Source organism: Alcaligenes nematophilus, from assembly GCF_026344155.1.
GTDB classification, from domain to species: Bacteria; Pseudomonadota; Gammaproteobacteria; order Burkholderiales; family Burkholderiaceae_B; genus Alcaligenes; species Alcaligenes phenolicus.
Window position 1 is genome coordinate 305,420 of sequence record NZ_JAPKMZ010000004.1, and the last position, 26,733, is coordinate 332,152.

The 26,733-nt window shown below is 55.9% G+C and carries 23 protein-coding genes; 9 read left to right on the forward strand and 14 right to left on the reverse strand.

The window, feature by feature from the left end:
- Positions 1–95 precede the first annotated feature (95 nt).
- Positions 96–1,019: a DMT family transporter gene (locus tag OSH04_RS12660; protein ID WP_266108602.1), complete on the reverse strand. Its 924-nt coding sequence runs from the start codon at positions 1,017–1,019 to the stop codon at positions 96–98.
- 347 nt (positions 1,020–1,366) lie between these two features.
- Between OSH04_RS12660 and OSH04_RS12665 the strand changes: the two genes are divergently transcribed.
- Positions 1,367–2,299 (forward strand): bile acid:sodium symporter family protein, encoded by a 933-nt coding sequence (locus tag OSH04_RS12665; RefSeq protein WP_035268109.1) that lies wholly within the window; start codon positions 1,367–1,369, stop codon positions 2,297–2,299.
- A gap of 119 nt (positions 2,300–2,418) precedes the next feature.
- Here the strand turns inward: OSH04_RS12665 and OSH04_RS12670 are convergent, their stop codons facing one another.
- Complete coding sequence (locus OSH04_RS12670) at positions 2,419–3,330, reverse strand: DMT family transporter (RefSeq protein ID WP_035268110.1); 912 nt, start codon at positions 3,328–3,330, stop codon at positions 2,419–2,421.
- Positions 3,331–4,024: 694 nt separating this feature from the next.
- On the opposite strand from OSH04_RS12670, the gene infA reads away from it, so the two are divergent.
- The 5 genes from infA (at position 4,025) to lysS (ending at position 9,608) form a co-directional block, all read left to right on the forward strand.
- Positions 4,025–4,297 (forward strand): translation initiation factor IF-1, encoded by a 273-nt coding sequence (gene infA, locus OSH04_RS12675; RefSeq protein ID WP_009458008.1) that lies wholly within the window; start codon positions 4,025–4,027, stop codon positions 4,295–4,297.
- A 111-nt stretch (positions 4,298–4,408) separates the two neighbouring features.
- Positions 4,409–6,118: a methyl-accepting chemotaxis protein gene (locus tag OSH04_RS12680; protein WP_266108603.1), complete on the forward strand. Its 1,710-nt coding sequence runs from the start codon at positions 4,409–4,411 to the stop codon at positions 6,116–6,118.
- A gap of 111 nt (positions 6,119–6,229) precedes the next feature.
- A protein-coding gene (prfB, locus tag OSH04_RS12685; RefSeq protein ID WP_115635138.1) for a peptide chain release factor 2 occupies positions 6,230–7,334 on the forward strand; the annotation gives its coding sequence in 2 pieces (ribosomal slippage) (positions 6,230–6,310 and positions 6,312–7,334; 1,104 coding nt in all).
- Position 7,335: 1 nt separating this feature from the next.
- Positions 7,336–8,073, forward strand: coding sequence for an SDR family NAD(P)-dependent oxidoreductase (locus tag OSH04_RS12690; RefSeq protein WP_266108604.1), 738 nt, complete (start codon positions 7,336–7,338; stop codon positions 8,071–8,073).
- An 11-nt stretch (positions 8,074–8,084) separates the two neighbouring features.
- The gene (gene lysS / locus OSH04_RS12695; RefSeq protein ID WP_035268111.1) at positions 8,085–9,608 is read left to right on the forward strand and encodes a lysine--tRNA ligase; all 1,524 of its coding nucleotides are present in this window, start codon (positions 8,085–8,087) and stop codon (positions 9,606–9,608) included.
- A 163-nt stretch (positions 9,609–9,771) separates the two neighbouring features.
- On the opposite strand, the gene OSH04_RS12700 is transcribed toward lysS, so the two are convergent.
- From OSH04_RS12700 to uvrB, 8 genes are all read right to left on the reverse strand, one after another.
- The gene (locus OSH04_RS12700; protein ID WP_266108605.1) at positions 9,772–10,788 is read right to left on the reverse strand and encodes a Bug family tripartite tricarboxylate transporter substrate binding protein; all 1,017 of its coding nucleotides are present in this window, start codon (positions 10,786–10,788) and stop codon (positions 9,772–9,774) included.
- A gap of 289 nt (positions 10,789–11,077) precedes the next feature.
- Positions 11,078–11,956: a methylglyoxal synthase gene (locus OSH04_RS12705; RefSeq protein WP_026482837.1), complete on the reverse strand. Its 879-nt coding sequence runs from the start codon at positions 11,954–11,956 to the stop codon at positions 11,078–11,080.
- Between the two features lie 6 nt (positions 11,957–11,962).
- Positions 11,963–12,286: a HesB/IscA family protein gene (locus tag OSH04_RS12710; protein WP_003801383.1), complete on the reverse strand. Its 324-nt coding sequence runs from the start codon at positions 12,284–12,286 to the stop codon at positions 11,963–11,965.
- Positions 12,287–12,340: 54 nt separating this feature from the next.
- Entirely contained in the window at positions 12,341–12,724 is a 384-nt protein-coding gene (locus OSH04_RS12715) for an iron-sulfur cluster scaffold-like protein (RefSeq protein WP_035268113.1), read from the reverse strand.
- Complete coding sequence (locus tag OSH04_RS12720) at positions 12,721–13,914, reverse strand: IscS subfamily cysteine desulfurase (protein WP_035268115.1); 1,194 nt, start codon at positions 13,912–13,914, stop codon at positions 12,721–12,723. The genes OSH04_RS12715 and OSH04_RS12720 overlap by 4 nt, the downstream gene beginning before the upstream one ends.
- 33 nt (positions 13,915–13,947) lie before the next feature.
- A complete protein-coding gene (gene iscR / locus OSH04_RS12725; protein WP_021446710.1) occupies positions 13,948–14,424 on the reverse strand; it encodes a Fe-S cluster assembly transcriptional regulator IscR in 477 nt (158 codons plus the stop codon).
- A gap of 141 nt (positions 14,425–14,565) precedes the next feature.
- Positions 14,566–15,057 (reverse strand): low molecular weight protein-tyrosine-phosphatase, encoded by a 492-nt coding sequence (locus tag OSH04_RS12730; RefSeq protein WP_026482840.1) that lies wholly within the window; start codon positions 15,055–15,057, stop codon positions 14,566–14,568.
- A gap of 297 nt (positions 15,058–15,354) precedes the next feature.
- Positions 15,355–17,376, reverse strand: coding sequence for an excinuclease ABC subunit UvrB (uvrB, locus tag OSH04_RS12735; protein WP_009459107.1), 2,022 nt, complete (start codon positions 17,374–17,376; stop codon positions 15,355–15,357).
- Between the two features lie 84 nt (positions 17,377–17,460).
- Between uvrB and OSH04_RS12740 the strand changes: the two genes are divergently transcribed.
- The 3 genes from OSH04_RS12740 (at position 17,461) to lexA (ending at position 20,060) form a co-directional block, all read left to right on the forward strand.
- A complete protein-coding gene (locus OSH04_RS12740; RefSeq protein WP_009459106.1) occupies positions 17,461–18,663 on the forward strand; it encodes an amino acid aminotransferase in 1,203 nt (400 codons plus the stop codon).
- Positions 18,664–18,734: 71 nt separating this feature from the next.
- Positions 18,735–19,295, forward strand: a complete 561-nt coding sequence (locus OSH04_RS12745; protein WP_266108607.1) for a GNAT family N-acetyltransferase — start codon at positions 18,735–18,737, stop codon at positions 19,293–19,295.
- A 105-nt stretch (positions 19,296–19,400) separates the two neighbouring features.
- Entirely contained in the window at positions 19,401–20,060 is a 660-nt protein-coding gene (lexA, locus tag OSH04_RS12750) for a transcriptional repressor LexA (RefSeq protein ID WP_009459104.1), read from the forward strand.
- A gap of 444 nt (positions 20,061–20,504) precedes the next feature.
- On the opposite strand, the gene lon is transcribed toward lexA, so the two are convergent.
- The 4 genes from lon to tig all read right to left on the reverse strand — a co-directional run bounded on the left by lon (position 20,505) and on the right by tig (position 26,609).
- Positions 20,505–22,970 (reverse strand): endopeptidase La, encoded by a 2,466-nt coding sequence (gene lon / locus OSH04_RS12755; protein ID WP_009459101.1) that lies wholly within the window; start codon positions 22,968–22,970, stop codon positions 20,505–20,507.
- 273 nt (positions 22,971–23,243) lie between these two features.
- Positions 23,244–24,545 (reverse strand): ATP-dependent Clp protease ATP-binding subunit ClpX, encoded by a 1,302-nt coding sequence (gene clpX, locus OSH04_RS12760; protein WP_009459099.1) that lies wholly within the window; start codon positions 24,543–24,545, stop codon positions 23,244–23,246.
- A gap of 100 nt (positions 24,546–24,645) precedes the next feature.
- Positions 24,646–25,299: an ATP-dependent Clp endopeptidase proteolytic subunit ClpP gene (gene clpP, locus OSH04_RS12765; RefSeq protein WP_021446711.1), complete on the reverse strand. Its 654-nt coding sequence runs from the start codon at positions 25,297–25,299 to the stop codon at positions 24,646–24,648.
- Positions 25,299–26,609 carry a trigger factor gene (gene tig / locus OSH04_RS12770; RefSeq protein ID WP_009459092.1) on the reverse strand — a complete coding sequence of 437 codons (1,311 nt, stop codon included), beginning with the start codon at positions 26,607–26,609 and terminating at the stop codon, positions 25,299–25,301. Before tig ends, clpP begins: the two co-directional genes overlap by 1 nt.
- Between the last annotated feature and the right edge of the window lie 124 nt (positions 26,610–26,733).

Sequence of the window (26,733 nt, forward strand, 5' to 3'; positions counted from 1 at the left end):
TGAATAGAAGCAGCCTTGGCATCCCAGCTACGCATGGCTTCTGTAATAGCCGCATCCAATACAGTCCCAATACGGCCATCCCGCGCCTAACCTTCTTAAGGCGTTTGAGACTTCGACCGAGTCGGCAAGGTCGCCAGCACCAAGCCCGCCAGAGCCAGAATGAAGGCGTAAACATGCACGGTGGTAAAGCTCTCGCCCAGCACCAGCACACCTACTGCTGCGGTGCCTAAAGGCATCAAGACCATAAACACCGCGGCTTGCGAAGCGGGAACGGAACGCACTCCCGTCATCCACAGCCAGACCGTCCAGACACTTGCAGCCAAGGAATAAAACACCAGCAAAGGCCAGATCCAGCCTGCCGGTGCCGTGAAATCGAAATCCCAGGCGGCGTATAAACCTAGGGGCGTAATCAGCGCCAGGCTACACAGATTGATGATTGCACTGATGCGCTTGGGGCTAAGCACGGCGGTCAGGCGCTTGCCTATGACCGCATAAGCCGACTCGCACAGGACGGCACAAAAGATCAGCGCATTGCCCAGCCACATTTTTCCTGGGTCCAGTTGATCCACACCGTGATCATCCGCCTGTACCAAGGCCAATAAGGCAATCCCGCCCATCCCCAGGGCCAGTGACACCCAGGTGCGCGGCCCTATGCTTTCTTTCAGGAAGTACCAACTGAACAAAGCCACCATGCCGGGAATGGCAGACAAAATGACGCCTGCAGATACCGCACTGGTCATGCTGATGCCCGTCACCATGCACAGCGTGAACAGGAAATTACCCAAAAAGGATTCCAGAAAAATCAGGCCACGGGTACGCAGGTCCAGTGCGGGTTCGGTCGCCGGTTTGCGCAGCCAGCGCAGCATGGCTATCGCGCCAATGCCGAAACGCAGCCAGGCCAGCAAGAACACCGGCAGTGCCGCCACCAACGGCCGTGTCAGGGCGATATAACTGCCCACCAAGGACATGGACAAGGCCAAACAGGCGTATGCCGCCAGACGTGATCCCGCTCTATTCACCCACCCTCTCCTAATACACACATTTGCAAGGCAGCTAATCAAAATACCACGGCGGCCAAGGTCTACAATACGCCCGAGCTCGGCCTTCCAGGATAAAAAACATGGCCTGCCATGTTGTCCGTTTCGCTCACCACCGCCTGTACCCCTGACCTTACCCAGATCTGCCCGTACAGCCCCGTGTTGCCAGCGCTTTATCCCACCCCATCGGAAAGTCGCGTCGCCAGCCCTTAAGCAGGTCTGCGATGGACGGCCCTACACCCGGCCCGACCCATGCTGCTCCCCGTAACAGACTAATCCGCACCGCGCCGGCCCACCGGCCAGCCGTGCTCCTTGAAGGATATTTCATCATGCAGGCTATCGCCCGCCTGAGCCGTTTTGTTGGCAATACCTTTGCCATCTGGGTTCTACTGTTTGCCGTTCTGGCCTATTACTTTCCCGACCACTATCGCTGGTTAGGCGCTTATATTGTTCCACTTCTGGGCATCATCATGTTCGGTATGGGGCTGACCTTGTCGCGCCAGGACTTTGCAGAGGTGTTTGTACGCCCTGGCCGTGTGGCTATTGGTGTATTGGGACAATTCATCATCATGCCCGGTCTGGCCTGGTTTCTGACCTACGCCTTTTCCCTGCCACCCGAATTGGCCATTGGCGTGATTCTGGTGGGCTGCTGCCCCGGTGGCACCTCGTCGAACGTGATGACTTTTCTGGCCCGTGGCGACCTGGCCCTGTCGGTTGCCATTACGTCGGTCACCACCTTGCTGGCTCCCATCGTCACCCCTGCCCTCATTTACTTCCTGGCCAGCCAATGGCTGGAAGTCAGCGCCTCGGCCATGTTCTGGTCCATTGTTCAGGTAGTGATTCTGCCCATTGCCCTGGGCATTATTGTGCAATCCCTGATGGGTGAAAAGATCAAAGCCGGTGTGGCGGCCCTGCCCCTGGTATCTGTGGTGGCCATTGTGGCTATCGTGGCCGCTGTTGTCGCGGGTAACCAGCCCAAAATTGCGACCAGTGGCTTGTTGGTGTTCTCGGTTGTCGTTGTACATAACACCCTGGGCTACATCCTGGGCTATGTACTGGCACGCTTGAGCGGCATGCCTTTAGCACAGCGCAAGACGCTGGCTATTGAAGTGGGTATGCAAAACTCCGGGCTGGGTGTGGCCCTGGCCAGCGCCCACTTTTCGCCATTGGCCGCCGTGCCCAGCGCAATCTTCAGCGTCTGGCACAATATTTCCGGTCCCTTGGTCGCGACAATTTTCCGTCGCATGGGTGATGGCAAGTAAACACCTGCAGCCAGGTGCAAGGGCTTAAACCCAAGTCCACAAAGTAAAAAGGGACGCTCTACCGGGCGTCCCTTTTTTTGCATCCAGAGTGTCGCAAGACACCCACATCCGCTCAAGCCTCAGCTTTTACGCGAAGACACATAAATCCCGCCTACGATCAGCAAGAAAGCCGCTCCGTGGTAAAGCTTGGGGGTATCGCCCAGAATAAAAACCGACATCAAGGCGGCAAATACGGGCATCAGATTGACGAAGAAACCGGCCGTGGCAGCGCCCACTCGCTGGACAGCCACGCCCCAGCATCGCAAGGCGATCAGAGCCGGACCAGTCCCCACATACAGAATGGCCAGCAACAAGCCCCAGGACCAGTCGATATGCCAATCGGTGAACTTCCACTCCATGGCGGCAAAAGCACCCGACCAGATCAAACCGAAAAACACTTGTGCCATCACTACAGTGGCCCAGGTTTCTGCGATTGCACCCTCATGGCGGCGCGTACTGAGCATCCAGCTATAGATCGCCCAGGCGATAGTGGCAATCACCATGTACACATCACCCGGCACAAAACGGAAGGCCATCAGCTCCTGCCAGTCCGCACGCGTCAGCACCAGCACCACACCCAGCAAGGACATCAAGCCCCCCACCAACTGACGCCCATTGACGGTAGATTTGAAGAACAGGCGTCCAATGACCAGCATCCAGAACGGCAAGCTGGCGTTGACCAAAGTCACGTTAATGGGGGACGAGCTTTGTAGTGCCAGGTATTGCAAAGCGTTATAGATCCCTATGCCCAGCAAACCCAGAATCGAGTAGCGCTTCCAGTTGGTCCACAAATTACTGCCGCGTCGCAGCACTTGCCGTCCTACAAAAAGCAGAATGGTGAAAGCTACCAGCCAACGGAAGAAATTCAGGGTAATGGGCGGAACCTGATCATGAATCAGGCGCCCCACAATAGCATTACTTGCCCACAAGATCGTGGGTAAAACCAGTAAAGCCGTCGTGCCAGGGGTCAGTTTCTGAGTGCTCACAAGCATGTCCTAAAAAACGGCAACGGCGCATGTGATCCCTCCTCAGGTCAACTCTGCGCCGTTACGATTGGCCTAGTATATAGGCAAGCATGCTCTGCCCTCTACGCCTTTACCTGCCTGCTTGTGACGATGAGAACTGGTCAATCTTTGACCAATCCATAAATATTATTTATAATCATACAATTGTCACGTCATGGCGCTGATTGAATTGTATTGGCCCATCCCATCCACGCTCGTCTGACTTTAGCAACATCAGATGCAGCTACCCAGGGTAAATCGACCTTGAAACACCCCCACTTTTGGGAATAAAGCTTGACCCGATCAAGCGCCCCAAGTGCATTACTTGGCACCACAACCAGCACCTTTAACCGCAAGGGCCTGTCCCGCGCGTCGTTATGCAGGTCTCTGTTCCTGGCAAGTATTCGTGTTTGTGCCCGTTTTTCAGGTAGGCAGACCTTGTCTGCCCCGGCTGGATCCCCCTATGAACGGCGGGCGTGTTTTCAATTTGATCCACCTGACCCTGTCTGGAACCAACCATTCCTGACAGACACAGATTCACCCCGATTTTTATGGGCCTAGTGCAAGGCTGGGCTCCAGACACCGCTTGTCCGGTTTGTCGGTCTGCCTTGTTTCCAAGCCCGTCCCCGTCCCGCCCAGCAAGGCCAGACGGGAATTATTATTTTTAAAGGAGTCCCGATTTATGGCCAAAGAAGAGCTACTTGAAATGCAAGGTTCCGTCACCGAAATCCTGCCTGACTCGCGCTTTCGTGTCACCCTGGACAACGGTCACGCCGTTATCGCCTACACCGGCGGTAAAATGCGCAAGCACCATATCCGTATTCTGGCTGGCGACAGCGTCACCCTGGAAATGTCGCCCTACGACCTGAGCAAAGGTCGCATTATCTTCCGCCACCTGCCCAAGCGTATTGGCGCGCCGACCTCTGCCCCTCGTCGCACTCCCCACCGCCGTTAAGACATATCGCCACACCCCTGTCACAATTAGATGCAAAGATAGGCGCGCCTGACAGGGGTGCGACAAGAGCCATCAGCGCTCGGGCGCACCCCACATCTTGTGGGAGTCGCCTTGAAAAAATTACTGACGCTCAAAACTGGCTTCATCGCCTATTTTGCAATTCTGAGCCTGTTTCTAATCCTGATGCTGATTGCCCTGCAGCATTTGAGCAGCAGCATCGAACAGCGCAAGCACCTGGAAGCCCAGCGCCACCAAACCACGGCGCTTAGCAAAGACTTCAAACGCATCAGCGAATTGCTCAGCCGTCAGGCCATCGCGTTTGTCTCCAGCGAGCAAATCGAATTTCAGGATAATTTCCGCCACCTTCTGGCGGTGTTTACCGGTGCCCAGGCGGATCAGGACGGCGTCACTCTGGCGATGCTGGAGCGGTTCAGGGATCTGGAGCTGGAACCGACCGAACAGGACCTGCTGCGCTCTGCCTACGAGCAGACCTTGGCACTTAGCCAGGTTCAGTCCGAGGCCATCCAAACCGCCAGCGGCCAGTTTGAAGATGGTAACGGCGCTATCCGTATCGCCCTCCCCAATGCCTTGATGGCCAAAGTGCTGGTATTCAGCCAGCAATACATTCAAGCCTCGGCCCAAATCACCAACACACTGGATCAGTTCGAGCACCAGTTCAGCGGGCGCCTGGACAGTTCCCTGGATCTGGCTGGTCGTAGCAGCGACCGTGCGTTCAGCCTGGCATTAGCGGCACTGGCCCTGTTCTTCATGGCCAGCACCATTGCGCTACGCCTCTTGTATCGCTCCATCAAGCAGCCGCTGGATCAAGGGGCTAATCTGGCCAAGGAACTGGCCCAGGGCAAGCTCAATGCGCAGCTCAGCGTGCGTCGCCATGATGAGTTCGGGACCTTGCTTACAGCACTCAATGGCATCGGCCAGGGCGTACAAACCGTAGTGCATCAGATCCGCGAACAAACCGGCCTGATACGCGACGGCTCGCATGCGATTGTGCTGGGCAGTCAAAACCTGAGCGAGCAAATTCTGGATCAATCCGCCGAACTGAATCAGACCGTCAAGGCCATGAATCAACTGGCTGACACCGTGCGCCAGAACGCGGAGCAGGCCCAAACCGCCGATCATCTGGCGCAAGACACCTCCAGCCAGGTGGCCCTGGGCAATCAAGCTGTACACAGCCTGCTCGATACCATCGACGCAATTGCCGACAGCTCGAACAAAATGAGCGAGATCACCAAACTGATCCGCAACATTGCCTTCCAGACCAATATCCTGGCCCTGAATGCCGCGGTGGAAGCCGCCCGCGCCGGAGTCCATGGTCATGGCTTTGCGGTTGTTGCTGCCGAAGTGCGCAACCTGGCTTTGCGCTCCACCGACGCCTTACAACAGATTTCCACCCTGATTTCCAGCTCAGTCGAACAAACCGAGCAAAGCTCGGCTGCCGCCCGAGGTATGGCGCAAGTCATGGCCAACACACAACACAAGGTCAATGAAATGCGCAGCATTGTGGCCGATATTGCCCAGGCCTCTCAGGAGCAGGCGACGCATATCGACTACGTGAACCAGGTCATGACGCGCCTGAACCAGCAAGGCCAGTCCAACCGCCAACTGCTTGAACACAGCGCCCACACCGCTCAGGAGCAGTTGGAGCAAACCACTTTGCTGGCCCAGGTGGTGGCGCATTTCAGTCTGGATAGCGATCTTTCCGGGCCCGATGCTCCCGCCCTGCCCGCCGCCCCCACGCAGCCTTCTTACCGATCCGTGCCCGCCTATCGCACAGCCACGTGCACAATGTCCGGTTCCTGAGCGGCCAATACGTGCCATAGACCTCCGATAAGGGTAAAATCGGAAGTTTGCCGCGCGCCGCCTTGCTGGCTGGCGTGGGTGGCACATCAAATATAGGAAAGCCGCTGAATCATGGAATCGGAACGACTTAATCAACTGGAAGCCCGCCTTGCCGATTATTCGGAGCGGGAAAATGCCTTACGGAGGTATCTTTGACTACGATGACAAAGCTCATCGTTTGCACGTAGTCAATGCCGAACTCGAGGATCCCAACGTCTGGAACGATCCTCAGCACGCTCAGGATCTGGGCCGCGAAAAGAAAAGTCTGGAAAACGTGGTGCATGTGCTGGACGCCTTGCACACGGGTTTGAAAGATTCGCAGGACCTGTTTGAGCTTGCCGCGATGGACGATGACGATGCCACTATCGCCGCCATCGAAGAAGATTGTGCCGCCATGGCCAGCCGTATTGAAGAGCTGGAATTCCGCCGCATGTTCTCCAACCCTGCCGACCCGCTGAATTGCTTTATGGATATTCAGGCCGGTGCGGGTGGTACCGAAGCCCAGGACTGGGCCTCCATGCTGCTACGCATGTATGTGCGTTATGCCGAACACAAGGGCTTCAAGGCTGAGATCCTGGAACAGTCTGACGGCGACGTGGCGGGTATCAAATCGGCCTCCATCAAGATTGAAGGCGATTACGCCTACGGTTTTCTGCGCACTGAAACCGGCGTGCACCGTCTGGTTCGCAAAAGTCCCTTTGACTCCTCCAACGGCCGCCACACGTCTTTCACCAGCGTGTTCGTCTACCCGGAAATCGACGACTCCTTTGAAGTCGAAATCAACCCGGCCGACTTGCGCATCGACACTTACCGCGCCAGTGGTGCCGGTGGTCAGCACATTAACAAAACCGACTCGGCCGTTCGTATTACGCACGAGCCCAGCGGCATTGTGGTGCAGTGTCAGAACGACCGCTCGCAGCACCGTAACCGTGCCGAAGCCATGCAAATGCTGAAGTCCCGCCTGTACGAGCTGGAAATGCGCAACCGTATGGCTGAGCAGCAAAAACTGGAAGACTCCAAGAGCGATGTGGGTTGGGGTCACCAGATCCGTTCCTACGTGCTGGACCAAAGCCGCATCAAGGACTTGCGTACCAACTACGAAAGCTCCAATACCCAGAAGATTCTGGATGGCGACCTGGATGCCTTTATTCAAGCCAGCCTGAAACAAGGTATTTAATATGCACACTTCCACGCTGACTGTTCTAAGCGGTGCCTCTCGCGGTCTGGGCTTGTCCCTGGCACGTCAGGCACTGGCCGCTGGCCATCAGTTGATCACTTTGGCCCGCAGCGAACTGCAACTGGATGCGCCCCAAGGGGCTCATCAACATCTGCAAGTGGATCTGGCCAGCGCGGAAGGCGCACAACAGGCTGCCAAGGCTCTGCAAGCCTTGATCAGCCAGACACAGGCTCAACGCTACGTCCTCATTAATAATGCGGGCACGGTTGATCCCGTTGGGCAGGCCAGCCACCTGCTCGATGCCCAGGCCATTACACAGGCGCTGCAATTGAATGTCGCCAGTGTCATGAGCCTGACCGCCGCCTTCTTGCAAGGCGCCCCCAAGGATGCCCAACGCCAGGTGCTCAATATATCCTCTGGTGCTGGCCGCAAACCCGTCTCGGGCTGGGCCGTGTACGGCTGCAGCAAGGCAGCGCTGGATTTTTATACGCAAACCCTGAAGCTGGAGAATCCCGAGCTGGCCGTTTGCTCTCTGGCCCCTGGCGTGGTCGATACCGATATGCAAGGCCATATCCGTAGCCAATCCCGCGACCAGTTCCCGAACCTGAGCCGCTTTATCGACCTGCATCAACAAGGTCAGCTAAGCAGCCCGGACGATACGGCCGAGCGCATTTTGCGCCACCTGAACAGCCCGGATTTTGGCCAGCACGTCCTGGATGACATCCACCACTACGAATAAGTACTGACACAATGACTGAACCGCTAGACACTTCCGCCCCCGTCGTAGACGAAAACCGCCTGATCGCCGAGCGTCGTTCCAAACTGGACCGCCTGCGCGAAAACGGCATCGCCTACCCCAACGATTTTCGCCCTGACGCCCACGCTGCCGAGCTGCACAGCCAGTACGGCGAGCAGGACAAGGATGCCCTGGCTGCAACCAATAAAGTCGTGAAAGTAGCTGGCCGCATGATGCTCAAGCGTGTCATGGGTAAAGCCAGTTTTGCCACACTGCAAGATGCTTCCGGCCGCATCCAGATCTACCTGGACAAAGCCGCACTGGGCGAAGAAAACTACGCGGAATTCAAGGGCTGGGATATCGGTGACATCCTGGCCGTGGAAGGCACAGTCTTCAAAACCAATAAGGGCGAGCTGTCCGTACATGCTTCCAGCGTGCGCCTGCTGGCCAAGTCCCTGCGCCCCCTGCCCGACAAATTCCACGGTCTGGCTGACCAGGAATTGAAGTACCGTCAGCGCTACGTAGACCTGATCATGGGTGAAGACACCCGTCAAACCTTCCTGGCCCGCAGCAAGGTCATGAGCAGCCTGCGCCAGCACATGGCCCAGGCCAACTTCCTGGAAGTGGAAACCCCCATGCTGCACCCCATTCCGGGTGGCGCATCGGCCAAACCCTTTGTGACCCACCACAATGCGCTGGACATGGAAATGTACCTGCGTATTGCTCCCGAGCTGTACCTGAAGCGTTTGATCGTGGGCGGTTTCGAGCGCGTGTTCGAGATCAACCGCAACTTCCGTAACGAAGGCGTCAGCCCTCGTCACAACCCTGAATTCACCATGATGGAGTTCTACGCGGCCTATACGGATTACCAATGGCTGATGGACTTCACCGAAAACCTGATACGCGAGGCCGCGATCAGCGCCCGTGGTACCGCTACCCTGCAGTACCAGGAACGCGAACTGGATCTGAGCCTGCCTTTTGATCGCCTGACCATTACCGGCGCCATCATGAAGTACGCTCCTTCCTACCAGATCGAGCAACTGGAAGACATCCAGTTCTTGCGTACCGAACTGGCTCGCCTGAAAGTGGACGTGAACTCGCCGCCACTGCGTGATGCCGGCCTGGGTGCCCTGCAACTGGCTCTGTTTGAAGAAACTGCAGAATCCAAGCTGTGGCACCCTACCTTCATCGTGGACTACCCCGTGGAAGTGTCGCCACTGGCACGCGCTTCGGACACCCAGGAAGGCATTACCGAGCGCTTTGAGCTGTTCATTACTGGTCGCGAAATTGCCAATGGTTTCTCGGAGTTGAACGATCCTGAAGATCAAGCCGCACGTTTCCAGGCCCAGGTTCAGGCCAAGGACGCTGGCGACGAAGAAGCCATGTTCTATGACGCGGACTACATCCGTGCGCTGGAATACGGCATGCCCCCTACAGGCGGCTGCGGTATCGGTATCGACCGACTGGTCATGTTGCTGACCGATAGCCCTGCTATCCGTGACGTGATCCTGTTCCCGCACCTGCGTCGCGAGGACTGATCAGTCTCAAGACAGAAAAACGCGCGGTCAAGACCGCGCGTTTTTTTATGCATCCTCGCCCCCGCATACACATACACAGATACGCAGCTATTCTTCCCGGTCCCTGAACAAACCCCCGCTCCAATCTCATCATTAGCCAGCCCTACCCCTGTAAGGGCAGACTTCATTCGGGCTTGATGCCAGCAGTTGCCGCCACTTTACGAAACAGGGCAATATCACGTGCCACGATCTGATCTAGAGACTCAGCCGAACCAGGCGCGATCACAAAGCCCTGCTCCTCCAATGGCTCAGCAAATTCGCGCGAATGCAGTACAGCCGTAATATCGCGATTTAACACCTCAACCACCTCATCCGGCGTGGCACGTGGCACAAAGACGCCCTGCCAGCTTTCGATCACGAAATCAGAAATACCCAACTCATGAAAAGTGGGAACATCCGGTAAAACCTTCGAACGCTCCGGCGAGGTCACCGCCAGAGGGATGAGTTCACGCTTCTGAATGTTCTGGATTGTCCCAGAGATATCAATAAGCGCCCCGTCCACATGCCCACCTAGTATGTCCAACATAGCGGGGGCCCCTCCCGCGTAGGGAATGTTATTGGTTTGCGTACCCAAACGCTGGTTAAGCATCTCGACGGCCAAATGATAAATACTGCCGTAACCAATCGGCAGCGCTGCAGATACTTCGCCAGGCTGACGTTTAAGAAGTGCCACGTAGTCATCAAAGTGCTTAACGCCCAGCCCTGGCCGCACTACCAGCACCTGCGAATTAACAATAGTGCGGGTCACACCACGGACCTCCGTCTCGCTATAGGGCAGCTTGCGACCGAGGGCAGCGTTGATCGCAAGCTGATCCCCGCTAGACAAGAGCGTATGCCCGTTTGGGGCTGCACGAACTACCCGGTTGACGCCAAGGCTGGTGTGAGCGCCGGGCACATTATCCACAATCACCGTTTGTTGCCACAATTTGGCAAGATTTTGCGCGAGCATCCGTGCGATACGGTCAGCGTTGCCGCCCGGATTCACCGGAACAACAATACGCACAGGCCCGAAGGGAAACGTATCGGCCTGCTGCGCACGTGCCGGAGCCGTGGCAAACATAGCACCCAGAGAAGAAACAGGAACACCAAGCCGGGCGGCGATACCCGCACCGGTCGCTTTCAAGATCATGCGTCGATTCAAGCCTACCTCCAGTATCCACAGACTGCCCATTGATCAGGCGACATTGTGTTTGCAGTGCTTGCCAATCACGAACTGTAGTCTAGAGAGCCCCCATGCGCGAATCAAGCAGCCCCCGTCCCGACCGCTGCTAAAGCAGCTATCAACGACTTTCGCGCAGTCTGAAAACTTGCTCAGCAACACGTCATGCCGAAACAAAAAAGGACGCTCGAAAGCGTCCTCTTTTTATTGCGAATCCAGGTTCATAGCTTCACCGTGTTGCACCTGTGCTGCGAGTACAATTTGCAGGCAATTAATCCACCGGCAAACGCATCACCGCCTGTGCCCATTTATGAGCCACTTCAGGCGAAGAAAAACACGAAGCCTTGTCTGCCACCACGCGCACCGCACGCTCCAGCAGCTGGATGTCAGCCTCGTGCTGACGCGCAACGTGCGGGTCTTCAAAGAAGATGACGCGTTGGCAACGATTTTCCAGCACCAGCTCGGCAATTTGTGCATCGCCGCCCAAAGGTCCACTTAGATATGACTGAATCCAGGGTGTGTCCTTGGGCCAACCTTTAGACCAGGCCAGCTCATTCAACAAGCGGCTTGTCGTCCCAGTTCCCACGCGTTGGCCAAAGCGAGACAGCAGATCAAAGTGCTTGTCGGCAAACTCAATCATCTTGTCCTTGAGTGCATCGTGCGCAATCATGGCCAAGGTTTGATTAGGGAAGTCAAAAATACGTTTGCAGCTGGAATCGGGCCACAAACCGCGGCTGACACGCTCCACTTCAATCCATTCAATTGCACCCATCAAGGTAGAAATGAAAGGACGGCCATGCGTGATGCATTGGCGCTTGAGCGCCAGTGCTTCCGGAAAAATGGAGGAAGGGTCTACCGGGTCAATCAGGTAAATGGCGCCATCAAAAGGCGGTGTACCATCCGGGCTTTGCGTGACCCGGGCCACCAGCTTCATCAAGCCGCCATCACGACCATAGGGATAGCGAACCAGGCCGCCATAGCCTTCCAGCAGGCCCGACCGCTCGATGGCATTACAGGTACGACCGACCGTGTAAAGCTCAACTTCCAATTCGCGAATACCGCTGGCTGAGCGCCGCAACCACTGAAACAAAGCCGCATCTGCCGAATCATGGTGCAATTGATTGGCCGCCAAACCGAAACGTAATGACATGAGTTCCTACACGGTAAACGATTCGCCACACCCGCAGGAGGCTTTCTCGTTTGGATTGATGAACTTGAAACCTTCATTGAGGCCATCACGGCCATAATCCAGACGCGTGCCGTCAATAAAGGGCAGGCTTTTAGGATCAACAAACAGTTTAACGCCGTGCTCTTCAAACAGTTGATCGCCTTCAACCGGCTCATCAACAAAATCCAGCTTGTAGGCCAGACCCGAGCAACCGGTCAGACGTACACCCAAACGTAGCCCCAAACCGCCCCCGCGTTTTTTCAAATGACGCTGGATATGTTCTGCGGCGGGCTGAGTAAGAGAAATAGACATAATCTTTTCCTTTCTATAAACCTGAAAGAATATTCAGCCTTCAGGCTTGGACAACTAAAACGCGCCTTTGTTCTGTACCGAGGCAATAGCGGCCTGAACCGCCTCCTGGGCCAACAAAGCACAATGCACTTTGACCGGCGGCAATTCCAGCGCTTGCTGCACATCTGTAGACGAGAACTGAGCTGCCTGCTCCAGACTGCGACCTTGCAGCCACTGTGTCGCAAACGAGGCGGAAGCGATGGTACAGCCACAGCCATAAGCCTTGAAACAGCTATCCTGAATCTGGCCCTGCTCCGATACCTTGAGCTGGATGCGAATCAAGGCCCCGGTTTCGTGACTTCCCGCTTCCCCTGTACCTACGTCAGCATCACTGCTGTTCATGACACCCACATGACGCGGGTGCAGGAAATGCTCCATGACAGCGTCACTATATATCATTGCGCGAACTGCTCCGAAGCAGGCTCGCTCCACAAGGGAGAGATGGCCCGCAATTGTTCAACCACACGACGGATGGCCGCAATCGTGTCATCAATATCCTGCTCGGTCGTGAAACGGCCCAGACTCAAGCGCAGGGAACTGTGCGCCAACTGATCACTACGACCCAGAGCCGTCAATACGTAGGACGGTTCCAGGCTGGCCGAGGTACAGGCCGAGCCACTGGACACTGCCAAATCTGTCAGAGCCATCATCAGAGCTTCGCCCTCGATGTGATCCACGCTGATGTTCAGGTTGTGGGGCACGCGCTGATCCAAGGTGCCATTCAGGAACAGATCAGGGATAGACTGCAGGCCGGCCCATAGACGATCTCGCAGCGCGGTGATGCGCTGATTGTCTAGGTCCATTTCCTGCGCAGCCAGTTCAAAAGCACGCCCCATGCCCACGATCTGATGAGTGGCCAGCGTACCGGAGCGAAACCCGCGTTCGTGACCACCACCGTGAATCTGCGCTTTCAGGCGCACCGCCGGTTTACGACGGATATACAAGGCACCGATTCCCTTGGGACCATAAGTCTTGTGGGCAGACATGGACATCAAATCCACCGGCCACTCCTGCAGATTGATCGCCACCTTGCCGGTGGCCTGGGCGGCGTCCACATGGAACAGCACCTTGTGCTCCCGGCACATTGCCCCCAGAGCCTGCACATCTTGAATCACGCCAATTTCGTTATTCACCAACATGACCGAGGCCAGGATGGTGTCGGGGCGAATGGCTTGTTCAAACGCCTGAGGATCAATCAGACCACTGGGCAGGACATCCAGAAAGGTGACTTCAAACCCTTCGTCCTGCAAGGCCAGACAGGTATCCAGCACGGCCTTGTGTTCCGTACGGACGGTAATAATATGGCGGCCCTTGGACTGATAAAACTGCGCGGCACCTTTTAACGCCAGATTGATGGCTTCGGTAGCACCGGAGGTCCAGACAATTTCACGCGGCTCTGCCCCTACCAAAGCGGCAACCTGACGGCGCGCCTGGTCCACGGCCTCTTCCGCATCCCACCCATAGGGATGGCTGCTGGAGGCCGGATTGCCAAATCGTTCCGTCAACCAGGGAATCATGCTGTCGGCCACACGCGGGTCTACCGGTGTAGTGGCGGCATAATCCATATAGATACGCTGAGCGCGACTCATACAAAACTCCGGGTCAGTAGCGGATCTTGCCCACTACAAAGTACATTCTTCTGGCTGGCCGGCTTCCTGAGCGGCCAACTTGAGCTGACGCAGACGCTGCTGATCAACCAAGTCCTGTAGCGAGACAGAATCCAGATAATCGACCATTTTACGACTAAGCGTCGCCCAAAGCTCGTGAGTCATGCACTCGCCTTTCTGCCCGTTTGTGCCCTGCTTGCAATTACCCTTGCCACCGCATTGGGTGGCATCAACGGGCTCATCGACCGCAAACACAATGTCAGCAACGGTGATGTGGCGAGCCAGACGCGCAAGCGTATAGCCACCACCCGGACCACGCACACTATCGACCAGTTCATGGCGGCGCAACTTGCCAAACAACTGTTCAAGATACGAGAGCGAGATACCCTGTCGCTGGCTGATGCCTGCGAGCGTCACCGGTCCACTTTGCTGGCGCAGCGCAAGATCGATCATCGCGGTTACGGCGAAACGCCCTTTTGTCGTCAAACGCATGATAGTTTCCTTGCCAAAGGCGAAAGCGGCCGGACTGCCAACGGCAAATCCGACCAATTTGGTCCAGTATAGCAAATACAGGGGAAACTACCGTGCTTGAGCGTGTGTTTTTACACTTATACTGAAGTGTTATATAGCCACTCAGGCAGCACGGTAATTGGGGACGCGCTTGCGAACCAGTTCGAACACGCCCTGGCAGGCATCTTCGATATAGTCCATGACCTTATTAAAGCCATCCTGGCCGCCATAATAAGGATCGGGCACGGTAGCCGCTTCATAGTCAGTGGCAAAGCGCATCAGCAGCATGAGCTTGTGACGATAAATGGGAGGACACATTTGCTGCAAGGCAGCGTGGTTTTCCCAGTCCATGCTCAAGATAAGGTCGAAGTTGCGAAAGTCCTCGCGTTGGACCTGTCGGGCCTGATAGGTAGAGATGTCATAACCGCGTTTACGAGCGGCTATCTGTGCGCGTGTGTCAGGATGCTCGCCAACATGAAAGCCATGCGTGGCGGCTGAATCCACCAAAATAGCCTCCGACAAACTGGCCTGGTCGACCAGTTGGCGCAAGACACCTTCGGCGCTGGGGGAGCGGCAAATATTCCCTGTACAGACAAACAGAACCTTACTCATAATGCGTCAAAGTCTGCGGGAAAACCCCAAATAAGGCAAGATGAAACCGGGGTGAAAACAGACCCCGAAAATCGCCTTGAAAACAGCAAATCCGTATCGTTTGGGAGCTGCCAATAAGAACCGGTCGCAGCTGCTTGAAGTTTGGAATAAACCAAAGGCGCAGCAACCTTTGCTTAGCGGATACACCACTTTCTCGAGATGAGATAAATCAAGCAATACACCCGAGTGATGAAAGCCGGTAGCAGAACGGTGTTTTTTCTGAGCTTTCGTCCAGCTTTAGTTGCAAATACACAACAACCATCAAGCCATCAGCAGTTTGGCCTTCAGTCTTTGCAACTTGTCGCGCGCAGCTGCCGCTTGCTCGAACTCCAGGTTGCGGGCGTGGTCCATCATCTCTTTTTCCAGACGCTTGATCTCGCGTGCAGCGGCCTTCTCGTCGCGAATCAACTCGTCCGGCACATCCTCGCGCAAGCTGGCAGTTGGATCCGAGGCAACAACACCATCAATCAACTCACGGACGGCCTTGTTCACGCCGCGCGGCGTAATACCGTGCTCTTCGTTAAAGGCGATCTGCTTGGCACGACGGCGCTCGGTTTCTTCGATAGCGCGGTGCATGGAGTCCGTCATTCTGTCGGCATACAGAATGGCTTTACCGTTCAGGTTACGCGCTGCCCGACCTATGGTTTGAATCAGGCTGCGCTCCGAACGCAGGAAGCCTTCCTTGTCCGCATCAAGAATCGCCACCAGAGACACTTCGGGCAAATCCAGCCCCTCACGCAGCAGGTTGATCCCGACCAGCACATCGAAGACGCCCAGACGCAGATCCCGGATAATCTCGGCCCGTTCCACCGTATCAATGTCCGAGTGCAAGTAGCGCACGCGAATACCGTTCTCTGACAAGTATTCGGTCAGATCCTCTGACATGCGCTTGGTCAGCGTCGTCACCAATACACGGTCTTCCTGCGCAGTACGCAGCTTGATTTCACCCAGCAAGTCATCGACCTGCGTGGTAGCCGGGCGAACCTCGATTTCCGGGTCCACCAGTCCAGTAGGTCGCACCACCTGTTCAACCACATTGTCTGCATGCTCTTGCTCGTAGGCAGCGGGTGTAGCCGACACGAACACGGTTTGCGGCATACGGCGTTCGAACTCTTCCAGTTTCAAAGGCCGGTTATCCATGGCCGAAGGCAGGCGGAAACCGAACTGCACCAGGGTTTCTTTACGCGAGCGGTCACCGCGATACATGGCGCCCAACTGCCCGATAGTGACGTGGCTTTCATCGATAAACATCAGGGAGTTACGCGGCAGGTAGTCGATCAGTGTCGGCGGCGGATCGCCAGGCGCGGCTCCTGACAAGTGGCGGGAGTAGTTCTCGATGCCTTTGCAAAAGCCCAGCTCCTGCAGCATCTCCAGATCAAAACGGGTGCGCTGCTCCAGGCGTTGAGCTTCAACCAAATGCCCTTCCCGTGTCAGAAATTCCAGACGCTCGCGCAGTTCGAGCTTGATGGTTTCAATCGCCCTCAACACGGTTTCGCGTGGCGTCACATAATGCGAGCTAGGGAACACGGTAAAGCGGTTCAGCTTCTGCACGACCTTGCCTGTCAGCGGATCGAACAACTCCAGCTCTTCAATCTCGTCATCAAACAGGCTGACTCGCAAGGCCAGCTCCGCGTTTTCTGCCGGGAAGATATCGACCACTTCACCACGAGCGCGGAATATCCCACGCTGAAAATCCAGATCGTTACGCTCGTACTGCATGGCGACCAGACGCGCCAGCAGCTCCTGCCGGGCAATACGGTCGCCCTTGCGCAACGTCAGCACCATCGCATGGTAGTCGCCGGGATTACCGATACCGTAAATGCAGGACACAGTACCCACAATAATGGTGTCCGGCCGCTCCAGCAGGCTTTTGGTGGCCGACAAACGCATCTGCTCGATGTGTTCATTGATGGACGAGTCCTTTTCAATAAACAGATCGCGCGATGGCACATAGGCCTCGGGCTGGTAGTAATCGTAGTAAGACACGAAGTACTCCACGGCGTTGCGTGGAAAGAACTCGCGCATCTCGGCGTACAACTGCGCCGCCAGGGTTTTATTGGGCGCCAGAACAATGGCCGGACGCCCGGTGCGAGCAATAATGTTCGCCATCGTATAGGTCTTGCCCGAGCCCGTTACCCCCAAAAGGGTCTGGTACATCAAGCCATCATCAATCCCCTCAACCAACTGCTCAATCGCCGCAGGCTGGTCGCCAGCAGGCAAATAAGGTTGGAAAAGTTTGAAGGAACTCCCCGGAAATTCTTGAAAGGCAGGCTCAAATTTCATGCTAGACACACTTTAGGGTAAGCCCGTATTATCACATTAATGCTTTGTTTTTCTACCTTTCTGCACTAACGCCCCCATATCATCATGACATCGCTCTTCGAAACCGTCGAACTGGCTCCACGCGACCCTATTTTGGGTTTGAACGAACAATACAATGCCGACGAACGCAGCGGCAAAGTTAATCTGGGGGTCGGTGTTTACTACGACGATCAAGGGCGTATCCCGATTTTGCAGGCTGTTCAAAAGGCTGAGGAAGCCATGATGAGCAAAGCCGCCGCGCGCAGCTACCTGCCTATCGAAGGAATCAATACCTACAACCTGGGTGCTCAAACCCTGTTGCTGGGTGCCGATTCCCCCATCATTGCCGAAGGCCGCGCCTTGACCGTGCAATCCCTGGGCGGTACCGGTGCGCTGAAAATCGGTGCTGACTTCCTGCAGCAACTGCTGCCCCAGTCCGAGGTTTACATCAGCGATCCAAGCTGGGAAAACCACCGCGCCCTGTTCGAGCGCGCCGGCTTCAAGGTCAACACCTACGCTTACTACGATGCCGCTACGCATGGCCTGAACTTTGACGGCATGATCGCCTCGCTGCGCGCCATGCCGGCCCAGTCCATCGTGGTCCTGCACGCTTGCTGCCACAACCCGACCGGCGTGGACCCCAGCATGGAACAATGGGCCCAGATCGCCGAGCTGATCAAAGAGCGTCAACTGGTTCCTTTCCTGGACATCGCTTACCAAGGCTTTGGCGCCGGTCTGGAAGAAGACGCCAGCGTAGTGCGTCTGTTTGCCAAGCTAGGCCTGTCCATGTTCATCAGCTCCTCGTTCTCCAAGTCCTTCTCGCTGTACGGCGAGCGCGTTGGCGCCCTGACCCTGGTTACTTCCAGCAAGGACGAAACTTCCCGCGTACTGAGCCAGGTCAAGCGTGTGATTCGCACCAACTATTCCAACCCACCCACACACGGTGGCAAGGTTGTGGCCACAGTACTGAACTCGCCTGAACTGTTCCAGACCTGGGCGACTGAACTGGCCGGCATGCGTGATCGCATCCGCGAAATGCGCGCTCAACTGGTTGCCAAGCTGAAAGAGCACGGCGCTACCCAAAACTTTGACTTCGTGCTGCAACAGCGCGGCATGTTCTCCTACTCCGGCCTGACTGCCGAGCAAGTCGAACGCCTGCGCCAGGAACACGGCATTTACGCTGTCAGCAGCGGCCGTATTTGCGTTGCTGCATTGAACAGCCAGAATATTGACGTCGTGGCCAAGGCCATCGCTCAAGTCCTGAAGTAAGCTGTCCCTCAGTACAGCCCCAACGCCCTTCTTCGGAAGGGCGTTGTCGTTCCAGCCCTTGGAGCACTACCATGACAGACACTATTTCCCTGAACACCGAACGCCTACTCCTGCGCCCCTGGAAAGCTTCCGACCTGGAGCCCTTTTTCCGCTTGAACAGCGATCCCCACGCGCTGCGTTTTTACCCGGCCACCCTGGACCGTGAGCAAAGCGATGCCATCGCCCACCGCAGCCAAAGCCTGATTGACGAGCATGGCTGGGGCCCCTGGGCAGTCGAGCTGAAAGAAAACGGGGCCTTCATTGGCATGGTGGGCTTGAACCGCCCGACCGCCGATCTGTACTTTCAGCCTTGCGTGGAAGTTCTTTGGCGTTTGCTGCCTGAGTACTGGGGCAAGGGCTATGCCACCGAAGCGGCACGAGCCTGCATGGACTTTGGTTTTGACGAACTAGGCCTGGATCAAATTGTGGCGTACACCGCTCAATTGAACTTGCCTTCGCAGACCGTCATGCAACGCCTGGGCATGACAGAGCAAGCTGGTACCTTTGATCACCCCGGTGTAGCGGCGGGCCACAAACTCGTCCCCCATGTGCTGTACACCCTGGACTGCAAGGATTGGCCCCAGTCTGCCTGAGCAGCCCGAAGGGTCAAAAATTAAGCCTTTAGGGCCCTCACCGCTTGCAAAAACGCCAACTGTAACGCACAATCTTTACTGTATATATATTCAGCAGACAATACTATGACCGCCAAGCTCACTGCACGCCAACAACAAGTGCTGGACATCATTCGTTCTGAAATCGAACGGACGGGTTTCCCTCCCACTCGAGCAGAGATTGCTCAGGTGCTGGGTTTCAAATCCGCCAATGCGGCCGAAGATCATTTGAAAGCTCTGGCCCGCAAAGGCGCTATCGAGCTGACTGCCGGCGCCTCGCGCGGCATACGCCTGCTCGGTACGGATACCCGCGAAAGTGCTGCTCCCAGCAGCAACGCATTGGCCAATCTGGCTGACGCCCTTTTGCTGCCCATTATTGGTCGCGTGGCTGCCGGTAGCCCTATTTTGGCCACCGAGCATATCGAGCGCGAGATTGGCGTCGCCCCTACCCTATTCACCCAAACGCCTGATTACCTGCTGCGCGTACGCGGCTTGAGCATGAAAGACGCGGGCATTTTTGACGGCGACCTGCTGGCCGTCAAGAAAGCCAGTGAAGCGCGTAATGGGCAGATTGTGGTGGTACGTATTGGCGACGATGTCACCGTCAAGCGCCTGTCGCGCTCCAGCAATCAAGTAGTCCTCTTGCCCGAGAACCCGGACTTTGAACCCATCATCATCACCGACCCGGACTCCCTGTCTTTGGAAGGCATTGCTGTGGGTCTGATTCGTACCAGCCCGCTGCATTAAGCCTTGCTTCCCTGAGCCACCAGAACTGCTTTACAGACTTGGTGCAGCTGACAAGAGAAAAACCCCATATACCGTTTGGTGCATGGGGTTTTTTATTGGTCCGAGTGCATGCTCGCTATACAGGTTTGAACAGATTAACGGCGATAAGCACTTTGACTATGACTGTCGCGATATGTCTGCAGTTGCGGTCATGGCTGCGATCGCGGGTATAGCCATACCCAGGCATGCCTACATGCCTACATGCCTACAGCACGAATTGAACAAACGTAAACCTCTCGCGCAAGCTTGTATCACCACCCGCGTCACCATCATCACCCAAAAGTCTGGCTCTCGTTGCAGTCACTATGACTGACTTCAAACGCACGATCAGTCTGGCCAAAATGTAAACAGGCTACCTTGAATCCAAGGTAGCCTGTTTCACTGCTTGCTTACTACTGCTGATGCTTAGTGCTTGAAAGACTCAGAACCCGCCCCAGCAGCACGCGTGGCTGCCAAGGCCTCAGCGGCCAGGCGAGCTACTTCTTCGTCGCTCAGGGGCGTTACAGCGTCCTGCAGGGCCACTTCCAGTACACGATCAATCCAACGCACCGGGATAATCTCCAGCGTGTTTTTCACGTTATCTGGAATATCGGCCAGGTCCTTGATGTTTTCTTCCGGGATCATCACGGTTTTGATGCCGCCGCGTTGCGCTGCCAACAGCTTCTCTTTCAAGCCGCCGATAGGCAGAACTTCGCCGCGCAAGGTGATTTCACCCGTCATGGCCACATCAGCACGAACCGGAATACCCGTCAGGCTGGACACGATAGCGGTCGTAATGGCGATACCGGCCGATGGACCATCCTTGGGCGTAGCGCCTTCTGGAAAGTGCACGTGCAGGTCACGCTTTTCAAACACGCTATTGGCAATGCCCCACTTCTGAGCACGCGAACGTACGACTGTGCGAGCCGCTTCGACCGATTCTTTCATCACATCGCCAATCGAGCCGGTGCGCAGCACATTGCCTTTACCGGGCATATCCGCGACTTCGATGGTCAGCAATTCACCGCCCACCTCGGTCCAGGCCAGACCCGTCACCAGGCCAACCTTGTTCTCTTTTTCGGCCAGGCCGAAGGAGAAACGACGTACGCCCAGATAATCGTTCAGATTCGCCGCATTCACGACCAAGGTTTCCTGGGTCAGTGTCTTGTTGCGAGCCGCACGCGTACCGGCTTGTGGATTGGCCACCAGCAGCTTGCGAACGACCTTGCGGCAGATCTTGCTGATTTCACGTTCCAGCGAACGCACACCCGCTTCACGGGTGTAGTAACGCACGATGTCGCGCACGGCATCTTCGGTCACTTCCAGCTCGCCATCGCGCACGCCGTTGTTCTTCATCAGCTTGGGCAAGAGGTAATCGAAAGCAATACGCACCTTCTCATCTTCGGTGTAACCCGACAGACGAATCACTTCCATACGGTCCAGCAGGGCCGGTGGAATGTTCAAGGTGTTGCTGGTTGCCACGAACATCACATCGGACAAGTCATAGTCCACTTCCAGGTAGTGATCCTGGAAGGTGTGGTTTTGTTCAGGGTCCAGAACTTCCAGCAGTGCCGAGGATGGGTCGCCACGGAAATCCGCGCCCATCTTGTCGATCTCGTCCAGCAGGAACAGCGGGTTACGTACACCCACCTTGCTCATGTTCTGAACCACCTTGCCCGGCATGGAGCCGATGTAGGTACGACGGTGACCGCGAATCTCGGCCTCGTCACGTACACCACCCAAAGCCATACGAATGAACTTGCGGTTCGTTGCCTTGGCAATGGACTGTCCCAGCGAGGTTTTACCCACGCCTGGAGGGCCAACCAAACACAGGATTGGAGCCTTCAGTTTGTCAACGCGTTGCTGCACAGCCAGGTACTCGACAATACGCTCTTTGACCTTTTCCAGACCAAAGTGATCCGCATCCAACACTTCCTCGGCATTGCTCAAGGAGTTGTTGATACGGCTCTTTTTGCGCCAAGGCAGGCCAACCAGCGTTTCAATGTAGTTACGCACCACGGTTGCTTCGGCTGACATCGGCGACATCAGCTTGAGCTTCTTCATTTCCGATTCGGCTTTCTTGAGCGCTTCCTTGCTCAATTGAGCCTGCTCGATGCGTTTTTCCAGCTCTTCAACATCAGCGCCGTCTTCGCCTTCGCCCAGCTCTTTCTGAATCGCCTTGACCTGCTCGTTCAGATAGTAGTCGCGCTGGCTCTTTTCCATCTGCTTTTTCACACGGCCGCGAATGCGCTTCTCGACCTGCAAGATGTCAATTTCGCCTTCCAGTTGCGACAGCAGGCTTTCCAGACGCTCCAAAGCCTTGGGCGTTTCCAGCATGCCCTGCTTTTGTTCCAGCTTCAAAGGCAAATGAGCGGCGATGGTATCGGCCAGACGGCCAGCATCGTCAATCCCGGTCAGGGAAGTCAGAATTTCCTGAGGGATTTTTTTATTCAGTTTGACGTACTGCTCGAACTGACCCAGCACCGCACGACGCAGGGCTTCGGTTTCAGCAGCATCACCGGAGTCGCCGGGCACTTCGACCACCGAGGCCATGAAGTGGGTTTCGGCATCCTGTACCTGGGTGATTCGAGCGCGCTGCAAGCCTTCCACCAGCACTTTTACCGTGCCGTCGGGCAGCTTGAGCATTTGCAAAATACTGGCCGCACACGCAATTTCGTAGAGATCCTCGGGAGCGGGATCGTCCTTGCCTGCGGACTTTTGCGCCACCAACATAATGTTGTTGCCGGACTCCATTGCCAGCTCAAGGGCTTTGATCGAGCGAGGCCGGCCAACAAAAAGCGGAATCACCATGTGAGGGAACACCACTACATCGCGCAAGGGAAGCAGCGGCAGCTCAATAGGTTCCGTAGAAAGAATCTGGCTCGCAGACATAGTCATTTCCTATAAATGTCCTTAGACGCAAAAGGGAAGCCTGGGCTTCCCTTTCACGGTTTAACCTGTTGTAGCTCAGATTGTGGCGAATTTTGATATTTCAAGTAGGCCGAACGAACATTAGAACAGAACTTTACAGAGTTAAAGAGAGACAAGCCCTTATGCCTGGTGGTCTTCATAGGTCCACTCCTTTCTCTTTACCTTCGCCTGTCGCCCTGTCCCGCCTGCGCCTGTCCGACCAAAGCCAGACAGTGCACAAACGAGGAGATATCTCTAAGCTACTGCGTTTTTCAAGGGCGACTCAGTGTCACTGGCTTCACTATCGGACAAAGGACGACCCAAAATCAATTCGGGTTTACTCTTTCCGACAATGGCGTCCTCGGTCAGCACCACTTTGCTGACGTCTTTACGCGAAGGCAGTTCGTACATGGTGTCCAGCAGCGCTTGCTCGACAATACTGCGCAGGCCGCGAGCGCCGGTACGACGCTTGATGGCGCGCTGGGCTACCGCACGCAGGGCTTCGGGCTGAACTTCCAGCTCTACGCCTTCCATGCTCAGCAGCTTCTGGAACTGCTTGACCAAGGCATTGCGCGGCTCGGTCAAAATGCGGATCAGTGCGTCTTCGTGCAGCTCTTCCAGAGTGGCGACCACAGGCAAACGCCCCACCAGCTCGGGAATCAGACCAAACTTGATCAGATCCTCGGGCTCGGCCTCAGAGAATAGCTCACCCACGCCTCGTTCGGACTTGGCTTTCACGGAAGCAGAAAAACCGATACCGGATTTTTCTGTACGGTCGCGAATCACCTTTTCAAGGCCATCAAAAGCACCGCCCACGATGAACAGAATGCTGGTGGTATCCACCTGCACAAAGTCCTGGTTCGGGTGCTTGCGACCACCTTGCGGAGGAACCGAAGCGACTGTACCTTCGATCAGCTTGAGCAGCGCCTGTTGCACGCCCTCGCCCGACACGTCGCGGGTGATCGAAGGGTTATCCGACTTGCGGGAAATTTTATCGATTTCATCGATGTAGATAATGGCGCGCTGCGCTTTTTCCACATCGTAATCGCAGTTTTGCAGCAGTTTTTGAACGATGTTCTCGACGTCCTCACCCACGTAACCGGCTTCGGTCAGTGTGGTGGCGTCTGCCATCACAAAAGGCACATCCAGCATGCGGGCCAGTGTTTGGGCCAGCAGCGTTTTGCCCGAACCCGTAGGCCCGATCAACAAAATATTACTTTTGGACAGTTCCACATCGTCACGGCCTGCCTTACCGCTACGAATTCGCTTGTAGTGGTTGTACACCGCTACGGCCAAGGTGCGCTTGGGCATTTCCTGGCCAATGACATACCCGTCCAGAAACTCTTTGATTTCCTGGGGGGTGGGCAATTCTTTACGTTCACCATCAGGAGTGGCGCCCGCAGCTTCGTCACGAATGATATCGGTACACAGATCAATACATTCGTCGCAGATGAACACGGACGAAGGTCCAGCGATCAGTTTCTTGACCTCATGCTGGCTTTTATTGCAAAACGAGCAATGCAGAACTTTCTCGTCGGCCGATTTCTTTTCGGACATAAATTTAAATTTCACTTCAGGATGGTAAAAGGACGGGAACAAGTCCCGCCCCCGAACAGCCATAGTACTGCGTCAGATCGATCCCTGGCGGGACAGATGATTACTCGTCACGAGTGTTCATCACCTTGTCGATCAGGCCATAGGCCACAGCGTCTTCAGCTGCCATGAAGTTGTCACGCTCGGTATCCAGCTCGATACGCTCGACAGGCTGGCCGCAGTTTTCGGCCAGGATCTTGTTCAAGCGTTCACGCAGGCTCAGGATTTCCTTAGCCTGAATCTGGATATCGGAAGCCTGGCCTCGCGCACCGCCCGAAGGCTGATGAATCATGATGCGCGAGTTAGGCAAGGCAAGACGCTTGCCCTTGACGCCCGAAGACAGCAAGAAAGCGCCCATGCTGGCAGCCATGCCGGTACACAATGTCGAGACTTCCGGCTTGACGAACTGCATCGTGTCGTAGATGGCCAGGCCTGCATAGACCGAACCACCGGGCGAGTTGATGTAGAGCGAAATATCCTTTTCAGGATTTTCCGACTCCAGAAACAGCAGCTGGGCCACAATCAGGTTGGCCGAGTTGTCATGAACCGGGCCCACCAGAAAGATGATGCGCTCGCGCAGCAGGCGGGAGTAGATGTCGTAAGACCGCTCTCCACGACCGGACTGCTCGATCACGATAGGCACGTAGCCCAAACCCGTAGGGGCAACGGATTGCCCCCCATGCATTGAGGCGTAGAAGTCGACAAAGGTTGACGACATTAGTTGGTTCCCATGATTTGGTCGAACGCCACCTCCTCGTCGGACACCTTGGCCTGGGACAGTACGTGCTCGACGACGTTATCTTCGAGTACCACTGCCTCAATCTCGGCGCGACGCTGGCGATCGGACAAGTAGTAGGCCACCACTTGGGCGGGCTGTTCGTAGTTCTGGGCAAATTCTTCGATGCGGGCACGAACCTGTTCGGGCTTGGCTTGCAGTTCAGCAGCCTTGACCAGTTCGGAGACCAGCAGACCCAGACGCACGCGGCGAGTGGATTCTTCCTTGAAGGCCTCGGCAGGGATAGGCATCTTGTCTGCGTCAGGCACGCCGCGCTCTTTCAGTTCGGCGCGAGCCGAAGCGATGCGACCTTCCACGTCGTTGTCCACCAGAGCGTTAGGCACGTCAAATTCGCTGGCAGACAGCAAGGCGTCCATCACAGCGGATTTGTTACGGGCGTGCACACGAGCCTTGATTTCGCGTTCGATGTTGGCACGAATGTCGGCCAGCAAAGCGTCCACATCACCTTCAGCCTGACCCAGGGACTTGGCAAACTCAGCATCCAGCTCGGGCAGAACAGGCTGGGCCACGTCTGTCACGGTGATCTTGAATTCGGCAGTTTTGCCAGCCACTTCCTTGCCGGTGTAGTCGGCAGGGAATTCCAGAGGGAAGGTTTTGGTTTCGCCTGCTTTCATGCCGGCAACGGCAGTCTCGAACTCGGGCAGCATGCGGCCACGACCTTGCAGGTACTGGAAACCTTCAGCGCTACCGCCTTCAAAGGCGACGCCGTCAATGGTGCCCACAAAGTCCAGAGTGATGCGGTCATCTTCCTGAGCTTGGCGATCAGCGCTGGATTCGTAGTTGGCGCGTTGCTTGCGCAGCACGTCTACGGTGCGCTGGATGTCTTCGTCGGTCACAGGCGTGTTGGCACGCTTGATTTCCAGTTTGGACAGATCAGGCAGGGCCACTTCTGGGTAAACTTCGAAAGTTGCGGTAAAGGCCATGGTGCCTTCAGCAGGCTCGCCTTCTTTGGCTTCCAGATTAGGAGTGCCGGCTACGCGCAATTTGGAGTCCTGGATCACTTTGTCCAGGGCTTTGCCGATTTCTTCGTTGATGGCGTCGTAACGGATACCAGGGCCGTGGCTGCGCTCGACAACGGACAAAGGCGCTTTACCGGGACGGAAGCCCTGTACCTTGGCCGTACGAGCCACACGCTTGAGCTGGGCCTGGACTTGTTTTTCTACGTCGGCCACCGAAACGACCACATCGACTCGGCGCTCCAAGCCGGACAGAATTTCAACCTCGGGCTGCATTGAAGACCTATATTAAATTGAGTAATTGATAAGAGTAATCCGGCATTTTACCGGAAACTGGCACGGTAAATCCAAACAAACGTATTTTGAATCATAATTTCCTGTCAAGACAATACAGCCGTGC

Bases quoted from the DNA above. Each gene is read 5' to 3' on its own strand.
- lysS (WP_035268111.1), top strand. From the start codon at position 8,085: ATGACTGAACCGCTAGACACTTCCGCCCCCGTCGTAGACGAAAACCGC.
- lon (WP_009459101.1), bottom strand. From the start codon at position 22,970: ATGTCTGCGAGCCAGATTCTTTCTACGGAACCTATTGAGCTGCCGCTG.
- OSH04_RS12720 (WP_035268115.1), bottom strand. From the start codon at position 13,914: ATGAGTCGCGCTCAGCGTATCTATATGGATTATGCCGCCACTACACCG.
- OSH04_RS12740 (WP_009459106.1), top strand. From the start codon at position 17,461: ATGACATCGCTCTTCGAAACCGTCGAACTGGCTCCACGCGACCCTATT.
- infA (WP_009458008.1), top strand. From the start codon at position 4,025: ATGGCCAAAGAAGAGCTACTTGAAATGCAAGGTTCCGTCACCGAAATC.
- OSH04_RS12670 (WP_035268110.1), bottom strand. From the start codon at position 3,330: ATGCTTGTGAGCACTCAGAAACTGACCCCTGGCACGACGGCTTTACTG.
- OSH04_RS12690 (WP_266108604.1), top strand. From the start codon at position 7,336: ATGCACACTTCCACGCTGACTGTTCTAAGCGGTGCCTCTCGCGGTCTG.
- tig (WP_009459092.1), bottom strand. From the start codon at position 26,609: ATGCAGCCCGAGGTTGAAATTCTGTCCGGCTTGGAGCGCCGAGTCGAT.
- lexA (WP_009459104.1), top strand. From the start codon at position 19,401: ATGACCGCCAAGCTCACTGCACGCCAACAACAAGTGCTGGACATCATT.
- iscR (WP_021446710.1), bottom strand. From the start codon at position 14,424: ATGCGTTTGACGACAAAAGGGCGTTTCGCCGTAACCGCGATGATCGAT.
- OSH04_RS12705 (WP_026482837.1), bottom strand. From the start codon at position 11,956: ATGTCATTACGTTTCGGTTTGGCGGCCAATCAATTGCACCATGATTCG.
- OSH04_RS12710 (WP_003801383.1), bottom strand. From the start codon at position 12,286: ATGTCTATTTCTCTTACTCAGCCCGCCGCAGAACATATCCAGCGTCAT.
- OSH04_RS12745 (WP_266108607.1), top strand. From the start codon at position 18,735: ATGACAGACACTATTTCCCTGAACACCGAACGCCTACTCCTGCGCCCC.
- OSH04_RS12715 (WP_035268113.1), bottom strand. From the start codon at position 12,724: ATGATATATAGTGACGCTGTCATGGAGCATTTCCTGCACCCGCGTCAT.
- uvrB (WP_009459107.1), bottom strand. From the start codon at position 17,376: ATGAAATTTGAGCCTGCCTTTCAAGAATTTCCGGGGAGTTCCTTCAAA.
- clpP (WP_021446711.1), bottom strand. From the start codon at position 25,299: ATGTCGTCAACCTTTGTCGACTTCTACGCCTCAATGCATGGGGGGCAA.
- OSH04_RS12665 (WP_035268109.1), top strand. From the start codon at position 1,367: ATGCAGGCTATCGCCCGCCTGAGCCGTTTTGTTGGCAATACCTTTGCC.
- clpX (WP_009459099.1), bottom strand. From the start codon at position 24,545: ATGTCCGAAAAGAAATCGGCCGACGAGAAAGTTCTGCATTGCTCGTTT.